This is a genomic window from Isoptericola haloaureus (genome assembly GCF_036689775.1).
GTDB classification, from domain to species: domain Bacteria; phylum Actinomycetota; class Actinomycetes; order Actinomycetales; family Cellulomonadaceae; genus Isoptericola; species Isoptericola haloaureus.
The window spans coordinates 542,215-557,493 of the sequence record NZ_JBAGLP010000116.1 but is presented as its reverse complement, the minus strand read 5'-3'; the positions used below and the strand labels follow the sequence as shown (position 1 = coordinate 557,493).

Sequence of the window (15,279 nt, the reverse complement as noted above, 5' to 3'; positions counted from 1 at the left end):
GCACGAAGGTCGGGCCCTTCACCCTGCGCGGTCGTCAGACCGGAAGCGGAGGGCGCGCAGCGTCCGTGAGCGCGACCGCGCAGGGGGAAGGGCCCGACCTCGGACTCGTGGTCAGCCGATGCCGTTCTCGCTCAGCCAGTCGGCGGCGATGTCCTCGCTGGAGCGCTGCTCCTCGGTGGACTGGACGTTGAGGTCGACCAGGCCCTCAGGCGTCAGGGCGGCGCTGACCGGGTTGATGACGTCGGCCACCTGGTCGGCCACGTCGCTGCTGACCAGCGGCACCACGTTGGAGGCGAGGAACAGGCCCTCCGGGTCCTCCAGGGTGACGAGGTCCTCGGTCTGGATGCGCGGGTCGGCGCTGAAGACGTTCGCGACGTCCACCGTGCCGGCCACGAGGTCCTGCACGGTCGTGTCACCGGTGGCCTCGAAGGCGACGTCGACGCCGTAGACGTCGGCCAGCCCCTCCGGGCCGTAGGGACGCTCCTCCAGCTCGGCCGGGCCGCCGAGGGTCAGGCCGTCCAGGTCGGCGAGATCGCCGATCGTGGTCAGCCCGTTCGACTCGGCGAACTCGGCGGTGACGTTGTAGGAGTCCTGGTCGGTGGCCGGGGACTGGTCGAGCACGGCCAGGGTGTCCGGCAGGGCGTCGCTGAGCTCGGCGTAGACGTCGTCCGCGGTCGTCGCGGTCGTCTCGGGGTCGTAGTACTGCAGCAGGTTGCCGGTGTACTCCGGGAAGACCTGGACCTCGCCGGCCTCCAGCGCGGGCATGTAGGCGTCGCGCTGCCCGATGGAGTAGTTGCGCTCGACGGTGAACCCGTCGGCCTCGAGGGCCTGGGCGTAGATCTCGGCGACGATCTCGTTCGAGTAGTACGCCTGCGAGCCCACGACGATCGTGTCGGAGGACGTCTCCTCGCCGTCGTCGCCCGCGTCCTGCGCCAGGGGATCGGCGTCGCCTCCGCAGGCGGTCAAGGTCAGCAGAGCCGCGGCGGCTCCGGCCACGAGTGCGGTGGTGCGTCGGGTGGTGCGCATCGGTGTCCCTCTCTCCCAGTGCCGTCGGTCGGCCATGAGCCGTCCCAGTCAAGCATGCGGTGCCCGGTTCGTCCTGTTCAGGAGGACGTCTCGTGCCGCGCCCTGACACCCCGCGGGACGACCGCCCGCTCGAGGAGCGCGAAGAGCAGGTCGAGCAGCACGGCGAGGACCACGATCACCAGCGCCGCGCCCAGGATCTGCGCGAAGTCGCGGATCTGGATGCCCTGGACGATGTAGAAGCCCAGGCCCCAGCTCCCGACGTAGCCGGCGAGCGTGACGGTGGCCACGACCTGCAGCGTCGCCGACCGTAGACCGCCGATCAGCAGCGGCAGCCCCAGCGGGATCTCGACCCGGCCCAGCACCTGCCGGGGCGTCATGCCGACCGCGCGGGCGCCGTCGACCACCCGCCGGTCGACGGCCTCGACGCCGGAGTACGCGCCCGCCAGGATCGGTGGGATCGCGAGCAGGACGAAGGCGGTGGTGGACGCGCCGACCTTGTGCGTCACCCCGAAGACGAGGACCAGCAGCAGCACCAGGCCGAAGGACGGGACGGCGCGGGCGGCCCCGGACAGCGCCACCGCGGCCTCACGGCCCCGGCCCGTGTGCCCGACCACCCAGCCGGCCGGGACGGCGATCGCGGCGGCGAGGAGCACGGAGACGAACGTGAACGCCAGGTGCGTGGCGATCGCCTCGGACAGGGGCAGCGACCCGGACTGCGCGTCGGAGGAGAAGATCCAGGCGACGGCCTCGGCGAAGAGCTCCATCTCAGGCCCCCTTCCGGGTCCACGGCATCAGGACCCGCCCGGCGAGCACGAGCAGCCAGTCGACCAGCAGCGCGATGACGACGACGGCGACCACCCCGGCGAGGATCTCGGGGACGATCTGGCGCTGGTAGCCGTTCGTGAACAGGTAGCCGAGGTTGTCGATCCCGATGAGGATTCCCACCGTGCACAGCGAGATCGTCGACACGGCGGTCACCCGCAGCCCGGCCAGGACGACGGGTCCGGCCAGCGGCAGGTCCACCTGCCAGAACCGGCGCCAGGCGCTGTACCCGACGGCGTCGGCGGCCTGCCGCACCTGCGGTTCGACCGAGGCCAGGGCGTCGGCGACGAACCGCGTCATGATCGCCACGGCGTAGATCGTCAGCGCGATGATCAGGTTGACCTCGGACAGGAAGCTGATGCCGAGCAGCGGCGGCAGCAGCGCGAACAGCGCCAGCGACGGGATCGTGTAGAGCAGCCCGACGGCGGTGAGCACCAGGCCCCGCGTCAGGCGGAAGCGGAACGCGAACCAGCCGGCCGGGATCGACAGCACCAGCCCCAGCACGATCGGCAGGGCGCTCTGGCGCAGGTGCTCGACGGTGAGGCGACCGATGAGGTCGAGGTTCTCGACGACCCAGGTCATGCGGCGCCCTGACCGCCCTCGACGAGGCGGCCCTGGGTGCGTCCCGTGCCGTCCACGAGCACGGTGCCGTGGCCCGTCTCCTTGGTGTGCAGCGCCCGCGCGCCGCGCTCGGCGCCGATGAAGCTGGCGACGAAGTCGTCGGCCGGGTTCTCGATGATCTCGCTCGGCGAGCCGATCTGGGCGACCTGGGCGCCGGTGGACAGGATGACGACCTGGTCACCGAGCAGGAACGCCTCGTCGATGTCGTGGGTGACGAACACGATCGTCTTGTGCAGCTGCTGCTGCAGGCGCAGCGTCTCGGTCTGCAGCTCGGAGCGTACGATCGGGTCGACGGCGCCGAACGGCTCGTCCATGAGCAGGATGTTCGGGTCGGCGGCCAGCGCGCGCGCCACCCCGACGCGCTGCTGCTGGCCGCCCGAGAGCTGGCTCGGGTACCGGTCGGCCAGGCCGCGGTCCAGACCGACGACGTCGAGCACCTCCAGGGCCTGCTGTCGTGCCTCGTTCTTGGGGGTGCCCTCCAGGCGCAGCACCGTGGCGACGTTGTCGACCACCCGGTGGTGGGGGAGCAGCCCGCCGTTCTGCAGCACGTAGCCGATGCTGCGGCGCAGCCGCACGGGATCACGGTCGCCGATGGGCTCGCCGTCGATCTCGATGGTGCCGGACGTCGGCTCCACCATGCGGTTGATCATGCGCAGCAGCGTGGTCTTGCCGCTGCCGGACGAGCCGACCAGCACCGTGGTGGTGTGCGCCGGCACGACCAGGGAGAAGTCGGCGACGGCGTCGGTGCCGTCGGGGTAGGTCTTGGTGACCGACCGGAACTCGATCATCGGGTCTGCTCGCCTCCGGGCGCTCGGTGGGGTCCGAGGCCCCAGCCGATCACACCTGGGTCCGGTGTGCGAGCGAGAACGCCGGTGGCCGGGCGCGCTCAGTCCACCAGGTCGGCGCCGAGGAGCGTCTCGTTCTGCTGCGGGTCCCCGTCCGGCGACGGCTCGGTGAGGTACTGCTCCCACGCGGTCCCGGTCGGGACGAGCCCCTGGGCGGCGACCCAGTCGAAGAGGTGCTCGTAGGCGGGGGCGATCCGGTCGTACGCGCCGCGCACGAGCATCGTGGCCGCGCGGCCGGCCGGCCGGGTCTCGCCGGTGACCTCGCCGTCGTCGGTGAATCGCTCGGCGACCGGGACCGCGACCGACAGGTCGAGGGTCTCGGTCGGCATGCCGTGGCTGATGCCCATCGGCGGGGCCACGGGTTCGAGACCGGCGCGCCCGAGCGCGGCGAAGATCAGCGGGAACGCCCGGTCGTACAGTGCAGGGATGTCGGCGAGCGCCACCGTCTCGCGGACCACGGCCAGGTGCTGCTTGCCGCGGGTCTCGATCGTGGGCTCGGCGAACGGCGGTGCGGACATGATCGGACTCCCTCGCGTCGGTGCGGTGGTTCGATCGTAGCCAGAGACGACGAGACGGTCCCGGCGCGAACGCCGAGACCGTCTCGATGGGGGTGGCTAACCGGGCTTGAACCGGCGACCTCCTGGACCACAACCAGGCGCTCTACCGACTGAGCTATAGCCACCATGACCGCTGCGCGCGAAGCGTTGCGGCCGTCGAAAAGTGTACATGGTCTGCGGCGAGATCAGGACACCGTGCCGGACTTCGTGACCGAGGTCTCCTTGATCCGGGCCGAGACCTCGCGGGCGGTCCTGGTGTCGGGGCCGGGCTGGGGCACGAACAGTGCCTCGCGGTAGTAGCGCAGCTCGTCGATCGACTCCAGGATGTCCGCCAGCGCCCGGTGGCCGCCGTCCTTGGGCGGAGAGGCGAAGTAGACGCGCGGGTACCAGCGCCGGGCGAGCTCCTTGACGGAGGACACGTCCACGATCCGGTAGTGCAGGTGGCCGACGAGCTCGGGCATGTCCCGGTCGAGGAACATCTTGTCGGTCCCCACGGAGTTGCCGGCCAGCGGCGCCTTGCGGGCCTCGGGCACGTGCTCGCGGATGTAGGCGAGCACGCGGGCCTCGGCGTCGGCCAGCGTGGTGCCGCCGTCGAGCTCGGTGATCAGCCCGGACGTGGTGTGCATCTCGCGCACGAAGTCGTTCATCTGCTCCAGCGCCTCGGCGGGCGGGCGGATGACGACGTCGACGCCGTCCCCGAGCACGTTGAGCTCGGAGTCGGTGACCACGGCGGCCACCTCGACCAGGGCGTCGGCCCGGGTGTCGAGGCCGGTCATCTCGCAGTCGATCCACACGATGCGGTCGTTCGGGTTGCTCGGACTCACGGAGACCACCCTACGGTCCGCCGCCGACGGCCGGCGCGCCCCGGACGGACGAGCGCCCCGGGTGCCTGGCCTCCGCGGGGAGGTCGGGCGCCCGGGGCGCTCGGGGGTGGGGTCGGGGCGGCCGTGGTGCGGCCGACCCTTGTCATGCGGGTCGTCCGACGAGGGGTCGTTCGACGCGCAGCCGCCGCAGGAGGCGGTGGACGCGGCGCCGCGCCCTGCTCAGGGACGGCCGGGCGGCCGGTGACCGCCGTTGCCGGCGTGCCCGGCGGGCGCGCTCGGCGTCCTCCAGGCGTTCGGTGTGGATCGCACGCGCGACGGCGTGCATCTCGATCGGGTGCATCGTGCTGTCCTTCGTGACGTGGGTCGATCGGCCCGGGCCAGTGGGCCACCCGTGCGTCCGGCGGGTGCCGGACGACGTCACCGCGGTGTGGTTCGAGCATGCCCGGCCGGGGCCGCAGCATGCACGTTCTTTTCCTGTTGAGAGGCTTCCGCCGAGCACTGAGTACCGTGTCGTTCTGAGTTCACCCGGCAGCGCTGGCCGCTGTGCCGCTGTCGGTGCGAGCGTGCCTGGTGTGCGGGGCTCGCGGCACCGCGCCTGCGTGCTCAAGCGGCAACACCCGAGTAGCTACGATGGGCCCGCGCCTCCATAGCTCAATGGATAGAGCAACGGCCTTCTAATCCGTAGGTTGCAGGTTCGAGTCCTGCTGGGGGCACCAGCTGAACCCGCCCGGTACGGTCGAGGGGACCCGCTCCCGTCGCGAGAGGACCGTCATGGCCAGCAGCGAGCTCCGGCTCCAGGTCGACCTGCCCACCGAGCACGAGACGGGGGTGCCGGCTGACTTCGCCTCGGTGTGGCACACGTCGGCGTCGTTCGTCCTCGACTTCGTCGCGGCGAAGTCCCCGGCCAAGGCCGCCGTCGACAAGGCCACCGGGGCCGAGACCGGCGGGCGGGTCATGCCGGCCCGGGTCGTGTCCCGCGTGCGCATCCCGCCCCAGCAGGTCTTCGAGCTGGCGCGCGCCCTGACCCAGCAGCTCGACGCCTGGGAGCGGGAGACCGGCCACAAGGCCGACGGCTCCGGCACGGGGGACTGAACCCGCCCGTGCGCAGGGTCGAAACCCTCGGCGGTCGGCGCGCGCGTTTGGCACCGACCGCCCGGCACGCCAGGATGTTCGCGTGACTACCTCCATGCGTACGGACCGGCTCCTCGGTGGGCGGTCCGACGTCGATGCGGACACGGAGATCGGTCTCACCGTCTACGACGTCGCCAGGGACCTCCGGCGTGACGTCGCGGCGGTGCGGCTGCCGATGCCCATCGACGGAGCCGCCGAGGCGGAGGGCTCCCGCGACCGGCTGCTCGCCCAGCTCGACGAGCACCTGCTGCCCCGCCTGGCCGAGCTGAGCTCGCCGGCGATCGTCGTCGTCGCGGGCTCCACCGGTGCGGGGAAGTCGACGCTGTACAACTCCCTGCTGGGCGAGGAGGTCTCCGCCGCCGGCGTGCTGCGCCCCACGACCCGTGAGCCCGTGCTCGCCTTCAACCCGGCCGACGCCGACGTCATCGCCGAGGGTCCGGTCACCGAGCTGTCCCGCGTCGTGCACCACGCGGGCGTACCCCGGGGCACGGCGCTGCTGGACGCCCCCGACCTCGACTCGTTCGTCCAGGAGAACCGCTCCACCGCCCAGCAGCTCCTCGAGGCGGCCGACCTGTGGCTCTTCGTCACCACCGCCTCGCGGTACGGCGACGCCCTGCCCTGGCAGGCCCTGGCGCGGGCCACCGAGCGCGGTGCGTCGGTCGCGATGGTGCTCAACCGGGTCCCGCACGAGGATCTCGTGACCATCCGCGGTGATCTGATGGGTCGCCTGCGCTCGCACGGCATGGTCGACACGCCGTTGTTCGTGGTGCCCGACGTCGGCCCGCACGAGGGTCTGCTGGACGACAAGCCCGTCGCGCAGGTCAAGCGCTGGCTGACCATGCTCGCCGGCCCCGAGCGGTCCCGCGCCGTCGTGGTGCGCACCCTCAAGGGCTCCCTGAACGCGCTGCCCGGCTGGGTGACCTCCCTGGCCGACGCCGTCGAGGCCCAGGCGGGTGCCGCCACCGTCCTGCGACGGGCGGTGGAGGCCGAGGTGCCGGCCGCCGAGCAGCTCGCCCGCGACGCGGTGGGCGCCGGGGTCGTGGCCGGTGCCGCCGTCGAGGCGCGCTGGCGGGAGCTGTCCGGCACGGCCAAGATCGAGCGCCTCCGGTTCCGCGGCGACCAGGTGCGCAGCTCGCGCCGGGCCGGCCGCGCCCGCTCCGCCGCGCTCGAGGTCCTGCGCGCGGACGTCCGCGAGGGCGCCGCGCACACGCTGACCGCGTCCGGGGCCCGGGTCGCGGACCGGCTGCGGGCGGTCCTCGACGGACCGTCCGCCCCTCCCGGCGGGTCGTCGGTGCTGCCCGACCCCGACGACCGTGCCGCCGACCGCGAGACGGCCGTGCCGGCCACCGTGACCGCCTGGGCCGACGCCGCGGACGAGCGGCTCGCCGCCCTCCTCGCCGAGGGTGCCCCGGGGCCGGTCACCGCGGCCGTGCGAGCCTTCGGCGACCGGGGGCTGGCCACGCTGGTGCTCGCCGCCGCGGCCGGCAGCGACGACGCGCGCCGGCTGCTGGACCGGGTGCTCGGCGACGCTCTCGACGAGCAGGTCGCCGCCCTGCGCGACGACCTCGCCGACCGGGCCGCCGCCGTCGTCGACCGCGAGGTCGACGCCGTCCTGGACGCCCTCGACTCACCCGACCTGACCGACGACGCGGCCACGGCGCTGCGGTTGCGGCTCGCCGAGCTGAGGAGACTGACATGAACGCCTCGCACGACGCGACCCTGCGGGCGCGCACCGAGGACCTCGCCGAGGCGCTCGCCCTGGCCGGGCCGCGCCTGGACTCCGTGACCGCCCAGCGCGTGCAGACCGCCGTCGACGGGGTGCGCCAGCGCCTCGCCCTCGGGGTCGACCACACGGTCGTGGCGCTCGCGGGAGGCACCGGCTCGGGCAAGTCGAGCCTGTTCAACAAGATCTCCCGGCTCTCCTTCGCGGACGTCGGGGTCAAGCGTCCGACGACGGCGCGGGTCACGGCCTGCTCCTGGTCCGACGCCGCGGAACCGCTGCTCGACTGGATCGGCGTCGACCGGGAACGGCGCATCACCCACTCCGAGGTCCTCGAGGGCGACGGCGCCGGGGCGATGGCGGGGCTCGTGCTGCTCGACCTGCCGGACCACGACTCGGTCGAGCCGGCCCACCGTGAGGTCGTGGACCGGGTGCTGCCCCTGGTCGACCTGCTCGTGTGGGTCGTGGACCCCCAGAAGTACGCCGACGACGCCCTGCACTCCGGCTACCTGCGCGACCAGGTCGGGTCGGAGTCCTCGATGGTGGTCGTCCTCAACCAGGTCGACACCGTGCCGGACACCCAGCGCGAGAACCTCGTGGAGGACCTGGAACGGCTGCTCGCCGACGACGGGCTCCACGACGTGCTCGTCCAGCCGGTCTCGACCCGGACCGGCGAGGGCGTGGCCCGCGTGCGCGAGGTGCTCGAGGAGGCCTGCGCGCGGCGCTCGGTCGCGGCCGGACGGGCGGCCGCCGAGCTCGACGCCGCCGGCAAGGCCCTCCTGACGCAGACGCCCGCGGACGTGCCGTGGCAGCTCGACACCGCCGTCGACCGTGAGCTGGAGCCGGTGGTGGGCGCGACCGGGCTGGACGCCGTCGCCAACCAGGTCGGCGCCGGGGTGCGCAACGGCTACGGCATGCCCGAGCTGCCGGTGCCCGACCGGGACACGATCGCCCTGGCCCGGGCGCGCTGGCTGACCCGCGCCGGGGCCTCGCTGCGCCCGGGGTGGCAGCGCTCGCTCGCGGAGTCCGCCGCCAGCGCCGACCAGCTGCGCGCCGCGGTGACGACGGCGCTGCGCGGCGTCGACCTGGACGTGAGCGGACCCCGGCACTCGCGGGCGCTGCGGCGCACGGCCTGGGTCTGCCTGGCCCTCGGCGTGGTGCTCGGGGTGGTCGGCGGGCTCGCCCTCGGCGACGTGATCGGGATCGCGGACCCGTGGGGTCCGGTCCTGGCCGTCGCCGGCGGTGTGCTGCTGGTCGCCGCCGTGGTGCTGGCCGTGGTGCGGGTGGTGCTGCGGCGCCGCCGTGCGGCGCGGCGACGCGAGGAGGTGCGCACCCAGGGCCGCCGGGCGATCCGCGAGGTGCTGGTGACACGTCTGGGCGAGCCCACCCAGCGGGTGCTCGTCGAGCACCGCCAGGTGCGCGACTACGCGCTGTCCGCCCGGGAGCTGCCGTCGGCGGCGCCGCTGACCGGCAGCGTGCGGCTACCCACAGGTGACGAGCTCGCCACGTCGTCCACAGCCCGTGCCGAGGACGGAGCCCGTACCGACGCGACCGCGTGAGGCTGGGTCCCACGGCCGGCACCGCGCCGGCCCGAGGATCCCAGGAGGACGCGATGAGCGACGCGAGGACGACCGTGACCGGCTACGTCGGCACCACGCCGGTGCTGCACCTGTCGGCCAACCAGGTGCCGTGGACGAGCTTCCGGGTGGGCAGCACCCGCCGATTCCGGGACGCGGCGACGGGGGAGTGGCGCGACGGCCGGACCACGTGGTTCACCGTCAAGGCGTTCCGCGGTGCGGCCCGGACGATCTGCGAGTCCCTCACCCAGGGCCAGCCCGTGGTCGTCACCGGCCGCGCCTCGACCGAGGAGTGGGTCGACAAGGAGGGGCGCGACCGGTTCGCGCTGATCGTCGACGCCGACGCCGTCGGCCCCGACGCGACGCGCGGGCTGACGCGGTTCACCAAGGTGGTCCACGACGACGCCCCCGCCGAGCGGCCGACGCAGGGCTCGGCGTCGACGCCCGACCCGTGGGGCCTGCCGCCGGCACCCCGCGGCGACGCAGGGGCTGTCGCGGACGCCGGCACGCCGGACGGCGAGGACGACGTCGGGGACCCGCTCGTGGGGTCCGACGACCAGACCGAGCCCGCCGCCGAGCCCGCCGTCGCGTAGGCTGGGTCACCGGCCGCACGCCGCGAGGCGGCGTGCCTGCCGGAACCCCTGACGAAGCGCGATCGAACGGTGGAAGCGAGCCAGTGGCTGAGTTCATCTACTCCATGTACAAGGCGCGCAAGGCGCACGGCGACAAGGTCATCCTCGACGACGTGTCGCTGAACTTCTTGCCCGGCGCCAAGATCGGCGTCGTCGGCCCGAACGGTGCCGGCAAGTCGACGATCCTCAAGATCATGGCCGGACTCGACCAGCCCTCCAACGGCGAGGCGCGGCTCTCCCCGGGCTACACGGTCGGCATCCTGCAGCAGGAGCCGCCGCTGAACGAGTCCAAGACCGTCCTCGGCAACGTCGAGGAGGGTGTCGGCGAGATCAAGGCCAAGGTCGACCGGTTCAACGAGATCTCCGGTCTCATGGCCGAGCCCGACGCCGACTTCGACTCCCTCATGGCCGAGATGGGCGAGCTGCAGGAGGCCATCGACGCCGCCGACGCCTGGGACCTGGACAGCCAGCTCGAGCAGGCGATGGACGCGCTGCGCTGCCCGCCGCCGGACGCGGAGGTCTCCGTGCTCTCCGGCGGTGAGCGCCGCCGCGTGGCGCTGTGCAAGCTGCTGCTCGAGAAGCCGGACCTGCTGCTGCTCGACGAGCCCACCAACCACCTGGACGCCGAGTCCGTGCTGTGGCTCGAGCAGCACCTGGCGACCTACCCCGGCGCCGTCCTGGCCGTGACCCACGACCGGTACTTCCTCGACCACGTCGCCGAGTGGATCTGCGAGGTGGACCGCGGTCGCCTCTACCCCTACGAGGGCAACTACTCGACGTACCTGGAGAAGAAGCAGGCCCGTCTCGAGGTGCAGGGCAAGAAGGACGCCAAGCTGTCCAAGCGCCTCAAGGACGAGCTCGAGTGGGTGCGCCAGAACGCCAAGGGTCGCCAGACCAAGTCCAAGGCGCGTCTGGCCCGCTACGAGGAGATGGCTGCCGAGGCCGAGCGCACCAAGAAGCTCGACTTCGAGGAGATCCAGATCCCGGCCGGCCCCCGTCTGGGCAGCCTGGTGCTGGAGGCCGACAAGCTGCAGAAGGGCTTCGGCGACCGCCAGCTCATCGACGGGCTCAGCTTCACGCTGCCCCGCAACGGCATCGTGGGCGTCATCGGCCCGAACGGCGTCGGCAAGACCACGCTGTTCAAGACGATCGTCGGCATGGAGCCGCTCGACGGCGGCGACCTCAAGGTCGGCGACTCGGTGAAGATCTCCTACGTGGACCAGTCCCGTGGCGGGATCGACCCGGACAAGTCGCTGTGGGAGGTCGTCTCGGACGGTCTGGACTTCATCCAGGTCGGCAACGTCGAGATCCCCTCGCGCGCCTACGTCGCCTCGTTCGGCTTCAAGGGCGCCGACCAGCAGAAGAAGGCCGGTGTGCTCTCCGGCGGTGAGCGCAACCGCCTCAACCTGGCGCTGACGCTCAAGCAGGGCGGCAACCTGCTCCTGCTCGACGAGCCCACCAACGACCTCGACGTCGAGACCCTGGGCTCGCTGGAGAACGCGCTGCTGGAGTTCCCGGGCTGTGCCGTCGTGGTCTCCCACGACCGTTGGTTCCTCGACCGCGTGGCCACGCACATCCTGGCCTACGAGGGCACCGAGGAGGACCCGGCGAACTGGTACTGGTTCGAGGGCAACTTCGCCTCCTACGAGGAGAACAAGGTCGAGCGCCTCGGCGCCGAGGCCGCGCGTCCGCACCGCGTGACCTACCGCCGCCTCACCCGCGACTGAGGTCTCCGACCCCGCCGGCGACACGTCGGCGGGGTCGGATCCCTGCTGAGACCGCCCCCGGTGGGCAGACTGGGCACATGACCTCCACCGGCACCCCGGACGACGCCGACCCCGCCGTCTCGCCGAGCGCCGCCGCCCTCACCACGGACGCGGCCACGGCCGTGCTCGTCGACGCCCTGGAGTCGCTGCGCGCCCGGCTCGGCGCGCTGCGCCTGCCGCTCGACGTCCCCGGAGCCACCCACTTCCGCGAGGACCTCGCCCGCGCGACCGCCCAGCTCGACGACTACCTGCTGCCCCGGCTGCGCGCCGAGCGCGCACCCCTGCTCGTCGTCGTCGGCGGGTCCACCGGCGCGGGCAAGTCGACCCTCGTCAACTCCCTGCTCGGCGAGCAGGTCACCAGCCCGGGCGTGCTGCGCCCCACCACCCGCTCGCCCGTGCTCGTCCACCATCCCCTCGACGCTCGCTGGTTCGGCGCCGACCGCGTGCTCCCCGGGCTGGCCCGGGTCGCCACCCACGGCGACGCGTCCGGTCCGTCCTCGTCGCGTGACGACGACGGCCGCCCCACCCGCACGCTGCGCCTGGTGCCCAGCGCCAACCTGCCGCAGGGCCTCGCGCTGCTGGACGCGCCCGACGTCGACTCCGTCGAGGAGGCCAACCGGGAGCTCGCCGGCCAGCTGCTCGGGGCCGCGGACCTGTGGCTCTTCGTCACCACGGCTGCCCGCTACGCCGACGCCGTGCCCTGGGAGCTGCTCACCACCGCCGCGTCGCGCCGCGCCCAGGTCGCGCTCGTCCTGGACCGTGTCGACCCGGGGACCGAGGAGGTCGCCGGCGACCTGCGTCGTCTCATGACCGAGCACGGGCTGGCCGACGCCGCCCTGTTCGTCGTACCGGAGACGGGCGGAGCGGGGGACGAGCGCATGATCGACGGCCTGCTGCCCGAGTCCGCCGTCGGCGAGCTCGCCACCTGGCTGTCCGGCGTCGGCGGGGACCCCGACTCCCGGGCCCGCGTCATCACGGCCACCCGCGACGGCGTGGTCGACGACCTCGTGCGTCGCACGCAGGCGCTGGCCGACGCCGCAGACGCCCAGCAGGCCGCCGACGCGCGGCTGCGCGGCGCCGTCGAGCGCCACCACGCCGAGGCGCTGCGACAGGTGGAGGCGGCGACCTCCGACGGTGCCCTGCTGCGGGGGGAGGTGCTGGCCCGGTGGCAGGACTTCATCGGCACCGGGGAGTTCTTCCGCTCGCTGGAGGCCGGCGTCGGCAAGGTGCGGGACGCCGTCGGCCGGTTCTTCCGCGGCCGGCCGAAGGAGGCGCCGCAGGTCGAGCAGGCCATCGCCCACGGGCTGGAGTCCGTCGTCCTGGACGGGGCCGAGCAGGCGGCCGAGCGCACCTACGCCGACTGGCGCGACGACGTCGCCGGCTCCGCCCTCCTGGACGGGCTCGAGCTGTCCCGCACCGCCCCGAACCTGCGCGCAGAGGTCGCCGAGGCCATCCGTGGCTGGCAGGGCGACGTCCTGGCCCTCGTGCGCGAGCAGGGCGAGGGCCGCCGCGGGACCGCCCGCGCCCTGTCCTTCGGCGTCAACGCGCTCGGCGTGAGCCTCATGGTGGTCGTCTTCGCCTCCACCGCCGGCCTGACCGGCCTCGAGATCGGCATCGCCGGCGGCACCGCCGTGGCCGCGCAGAAGATCCTCGAGGCCGTGTTCGGCGACGACGCGGTGCGCCGCCTGGCGGCCCAGGCCAAGGAGCGGCTGACCGCGCGCGTGGAGACGGTGCTGCGGGGGCAGTCGGCCCGCTACACCGCCCAGCTCGACGCGCTGGGTGCCGACCGTGCCGACGGCGAACGGCTGCGTGAGGTCGCGCGCGAGGTCGCCGACGCCGCACGCACCGAACGGACCGGGCGGGAACGCCCCGCCGACGGGCTCACGCGGCCGTGGAGCGGCGGTCTGCTGCGCGGCGCCGGCACCTTCCGGCCTCCCACCGGCCCCGACGGCGTGCCCCGCGTGGCGGGCTCCCTCGCCGGACGCGACACCGAGACCCCTGCACCCGACGAGCCGCCCCGGCCCCGCTTCTGGCAGCGGTGGCGACGGAAGGACCGCCCATGAAGGCCCCCGACCTGGCGACCCGGACCGCGGCGCTGGAGCGCGCCGTCGAGGCCGGGCAGGGGCGGCTGGACCGCGAGCTGGTGGACTCCGCACGGGGCGTGGTGGAACGCACCCGCGAACGCGGGGGACTGAGCGCCGAGCACACCGTCGCGGCGCTCGCCGGAGCGACGGGGTCGGGCAAGTCCAGCGTGCTCAACGCCGTCGCCGACGCCGACCTGGCGGTGCCCGGCGTGCAGCGCCCGACGACGGCGCACGCCCTCGCGGCGGTGTGGGGCGAGGGCGCGGACGAGCTGCTCGACTGGCTGGACGTGCCGCACCGTCACGAGATGGAACCCGTCGCGGGGCAGGCCCCGCCGTCGGGCGTGCTGCGCCGCAGCCGGCCGGCGGGGATCTCGACCGGCCTGGTGCTGCTCGACCTGCCCGACCACGACTCGGTCGTGGTCGAGCACCGGGTGCGCGCCGAGCGGCTCGTGGAACGGGCCGACCTGCTGGTGTGGGTCGTCGATCCGCAGAAGTACGCGGACGCGGCGCTGCACGAGCGGTACCTGCGCCCCCTGGCCGGCCGCGCGGAGGTCGTGGTCGTCGCGCTGAACCAGGTCGACCGGTTGTCCGCGGCCGAGACCGACGCCGTGCTCGCCGACCTGCGCCGGCTCGTGGCCGACGACGGCCTGGCCGGCGCCCGGGTCCTGGGCGTGTCGGCCCGCACCGGTCAGGGGATCGACGAGCTGCGCGGTCTGCTGGCCGAGGCGGCACGGCGCCGCGAGGCGGCCACCGCGCGGCTGACCGGCGACCTGCAGGCGGTCGGTCGCCGGGTCGCCGCGGCCGGCGGGCAGGCGCCGCCGGCCCGGGCCGCGGACCGCGCGCAGGGCGCGCTGGTGGACGCTCTGGAGGACGCGGCCGGAGCGACGACGGTCGTCGAGGCGGTGCGCTCCGCGGCACGGCGGGACGCGCGGATCGCCACCGGGTGGCCTGTGACACGCTGGGTCGCCCGGGGCCGTAAGGACCCGCTGCGTCGTCTCGGACTGCGGCGGGACGACCTGCGGGTGCCGGCCGACCGGCCCGACCTGGCGCGGACGTCCTTGCCGCAGACCCGTCCGAGCGTGCGGGCCGCGACGGCCACCGCGGTGCGCTCCTACGTGGACCAGGTCACGGCCGGCGCCCCCGACGCGTGGGTGCTGGCCGCACGGGACCGCGGGACGACGGCGATCGAGCGTCTCCCGGACGCCCTGGACCAGGCCGTCGCGGGCACGCGGCTGGAGGCCGAGCGGCGGCCGGTGTGGTGGCGGGTCGTCGGCGTGCTGCAGTGGCTGCTGCTCGCCGCCGCCGTCGTGGGGCTGCTCTGGCTCGGCGTCTCGGCGGTGCTGTCGTACTTCCAGCTGCCGCCCCTGCTGATGCCCGTGGTGACGGTGGACCTCACGGCCCAGGGTGGGGGGACCTTCGACGTCCCCTGGCCGACGGTGCTGGCCCTGGGCGGGATCCTCGCCGGTCTGCTGCTGGCGCTGGTGTCACGGGGGGCGGCGGCGATCGGTGCCCGACGGCGGGCCGGACGCGTCCGCCGGCGGCTGCGGGCCTCGGTGAGCGAGGTCGCCGAGGTCGAGGTGCGCCGGCCGGTCGCGGCGGAGATGGAGGCGCTGGCGACCTGCCGGGAGGCGGCGGCCGTCGCCGCGGCCTGACGTCCGCGACGGCGTGCGTCGT

The 15,279-nt window shown here is 74.0% G+C and carries 14 protein-coding genes and 2 tRNA genes; 8 read left to right on the top strand and 8 right to left on the bottom strand.

Annotated features, from left to right (window positions below; translation table 11 throughout):
• Positions 1-111: 111 nt before the first annotated feature.
• The 8 genes from V5O49_RS08030 to V5O49_RS07995 all read right to left on the bottom strand — a co-directional run bounded on the left by V5O49_RS08030 (position 112) and on the right by V5O49_RS07995 (position 5,035).
• Complete coding sequence (locus V5O49_RS08030) at positions 112-1,026, bottom strand: ABC transporter substrate-binding protein (protein WP_332901749.1); 915 nt, start codon at positions 1,024-1,026, stop codon at positions 112-114.
• Positions 1,027-1,103: 77 nt separating this feature from the next.
• Complete coding sequence (locus V5O49_RS08025; protein WP_332901748.1) at positions 1,104-1,790, bottom strand: ABC transporter permease; 687 nt, start codon at positions 1,788-1,790, stop codon at positions 1,104-1,106.
• A gap of 1 nt (position 1,791) precedes the next feature.
• Positions 1,792-2,430 carry an ABC transporter permease gene (locus V5O49_RS08020; protein ID WP_332901747.1) on the bottom strand — a complete coding sequence of 213 codons (639 nt, stop codon included), beginning with the start codon at positions 2,428-2,430 and terminating at the stop codon, positions 1,792-1,794.
• On the bottom strand, positions 2,427-3,257 hold the full coding sequence (locus tag V5O49_RS08015) for an ABC transporter ATP-binding protein (RefSeq protein ID WP_332901746.1): 831 nt from the start codon (positions 3,255-3,257) through the stop codon (positions 2,427-2,429). The genes V5O49_RS08020 and V5O49_RS08015 overlap by 4 nt, the downstream gene beginning before the upstream one ends.
• Before the next feature lie 98 nt (positions 3,258-3,355).
• On the bottom strand, positions 3,356-3,832 hold the full coding sequence (locus V5O49_RS08010) for a GyrI-like domain-containing protein (RefSeq protein WP_332901745.1): 477 nt from the start codon (positions 3,830-3,832) through the stop codon (positions 3,356-3,358).
• Positions 3,833-3,919: 87 nt separating this feature from the next.
• A tRNA-His gene (locus V5O49_RS08005) sits at positions 3,920-3,997 on the bottom strand.
• Between the two features lie 59 nt (positions 3,998-4,056).
• Entirely contained in the window at positions 4,057-4,695 is a 639-nt protein-coding gene (gene orn / locus V5O49_RS08000) for an oligoribonuclease (protein ID WP_332901744.1), read from the bottom strand.
• A gap of 142 nt (positions 4,696-4,837) precedes the next feature.
• Positions 4,838-5,035 (bottom strand): hypothetical protein, encoded by a 198-nt coding sequence (locus tag V5O49_RS07995; RefSeq protein ID WP_332901743.1) that lies wholly within the window; start codon positions 5,033-5,035, stop codon positions 4,838-4,840.
• A 300-nt stretch (positions 5,036-5,335) separates the two neighbouring features.
• Between V5O49_RS07995 and V5O49_RS07990 the strand changes: the two genes are divergently transcribed.
• The 8 genes from V5O49_RS07990 to V5O49_RS07955 all read left to right on the top strand — a co-directional run bounded on the left by V5O49_RS07990 (position 5,336) and on the right by V5O49_RS07955 (position 15,257).
• Positions 5,336-5,411, top strand: a tRNA-Arg gene (locus V5O49_RS07990).
• A 55-nt stretch (positions 5,412-5,466) separates the two neighbouring features.
• Positions 5,467-5,787: a DUF3467 domain-containing protein gene (locus V5O49_RS07985; RefSeq protein WP_278236950.1), complete on the top strand. Its 321-nt coding sequence runs from the start codon at positions 5,467-5,469 to the stop codon at positions 5,785-5,787.
• Between the two features lie 82 nt (positions 5,788-5,869).
• Positions 5,870-7,525 carry a GTPase gene (locus V5O49_RS07980; protein ID WP_332901742.1) on the top strand — a complete coding sequence of 552 codons (1,656 nt, stop codon included), beginning with the start codon at positions 5,870-5,872 and terminating at the stop codon, positions 7,523-7,525.
• Positions 7,522-9,105, top strand: a complete 1,584-nt coding sequence (locus tag V5O49_RS07975) for a GTPase (protein ID WP_332901741.1) — start codon at positions 7,522-7,524, stop codon at positions 9,103-9,105. The genes V5O49_RS07980 and V5O49_RS07975 overlap by 4 nt, the downstream gene beginning before the upstream one ends.
• A gap of 53 nt (positions 9,106-9,158) precedes the next feature.
• Positions 9,159-9,716 carry a single-stranded DNA-binding protein gene (locus tag V5O49_RS07970; protein WP_332901740.1) on the top strand — a complete coding sequence of 186 codons (558 nt, stop codon included), beginning with the start codon at positions 9,159-9,161 and terminating at the stop codon, positions 9,714-9,716.
• Between the two features lie 83 nt (positions 9,717-9,799).
• On the top strand, positions 9,800-11,482 hold the full coding sequence (ettA, locus tag V5O49_RS07965; RefSeq protein ID WP_278236954.1) for an energy-dependent translational throttle protein EttA: 1,683 nt from the start codon (positions 9,800-9,802) through the stop codon (positions 11,480-11,482).
• 77 nt (positions 11,483-11,559) lie between these two features.
• Positions 11,560-13,584: a dynamin family protein gene (locus tag V5O49_RS07960; protein WP_332901739.1), complete on the top strand. Its 2,025-nt coding sequence runs from the start codon at positions 11,560-11,562 to the stop codon at positions 13,582-13,584.
• Positions 13,581-15,257: a GTPase gene (locus V5O49_RS07955; protein ID WP_332901738.1), complete on the top strand. Its 1,677-nt coding sequence runs from the start codon at positions 13,581-13,583 to the stop codon at positions 15,255-15,257. The genes V5O49_RS07960 and V5O49_RS07955 overlap by 4 nt, the downstream gene beginning before the upstream one ends.
• Positions 15,258-15,279 lie beyond the last annotated feature (22 nt).

Excerpts from the sequence above, each read along its gene's own strand:
- V5O49_RS07995 (WP_332901743.1), bottom strand. The coding sequence starts at position 5,035 with ATGCACCCGATCGAGATGCACGCCGTCGCGCGTGCGATCCACACCGAA.
- V5O49_RS08020 (WP_332901747.1), bottom strand. The coding sequence starts at position 2,430 with ATGACCTGGGTCGTCGAGAACCTCGACCTCATCGGTCGCCTCACCGTC.
- V5O49_RS08030 (WP_332901749.1), bottom strand. The coding sequence starts at position 1,026 with ATGCGCACCACCCGACGCACCACCGCACTCGTGGCCGGAGCCGCCGCG.
- V5O49_RS07955 (WP_332901738.1), top strand. The coding sequence starts at position 13,581 with ATGAAGGCCCCCGACCTGGCGACCCGGACCGCGGCGCTGGAGCGCGCC.
- V5O49_RS07960 (WP_332901739.1), top strand. The coding sequence starts at position 11,560 with ATGACCTCCACCGGCACCCCGGACGACGCCGACCCCGCCGTCTCGCCG.
- V5O49_RS08025 (WP_332901748.1), bottom strand. The coding sequence starts at position 1,790 with ATGGAGCTCTTCGCCGAGGCCGTCGCCTGGATCTTCTCCTCCGACGCG.
- V5O49_RS07975 (WP_332901741.1), top strand. The coding sequence starts at position 7,522 with ATGAACGCCTCGCACGACGCGACCCTGCGGGCGCGCACCGAGGACCTC.
- V5O49_RS07985 (WP_278236950.1), top strand. The coding sequence starts at position 5,467 with ATGGCCAGCAGCGAGCTCCGGCTCCAGGTCGACCTGCCCACCGAGCAC.
- V5O49_RS08010 (WP_332901745.1), bottom strand. The coding sequence starts at position 3,832 with ATGTCCGCACCGCCGTTCGCCGAGCCCACGATCGAGACCCGCGGCAAG.
- V5O49_RS08015 (WP_332901746.1), bottom strand. The coding sequence starts at position 3,257 with ATGATCGAGTTCCGGTCGGTCACCAAGACCTACCCCGACGGCACCGAC.
- V5O49_RS07970 (WP_332901740.1), top strand. The coding sequence starts at position 9,159 with ATGAGCGACGCGAGGACGACCGTGACCGGCTACGTCGGCACCACGCCG.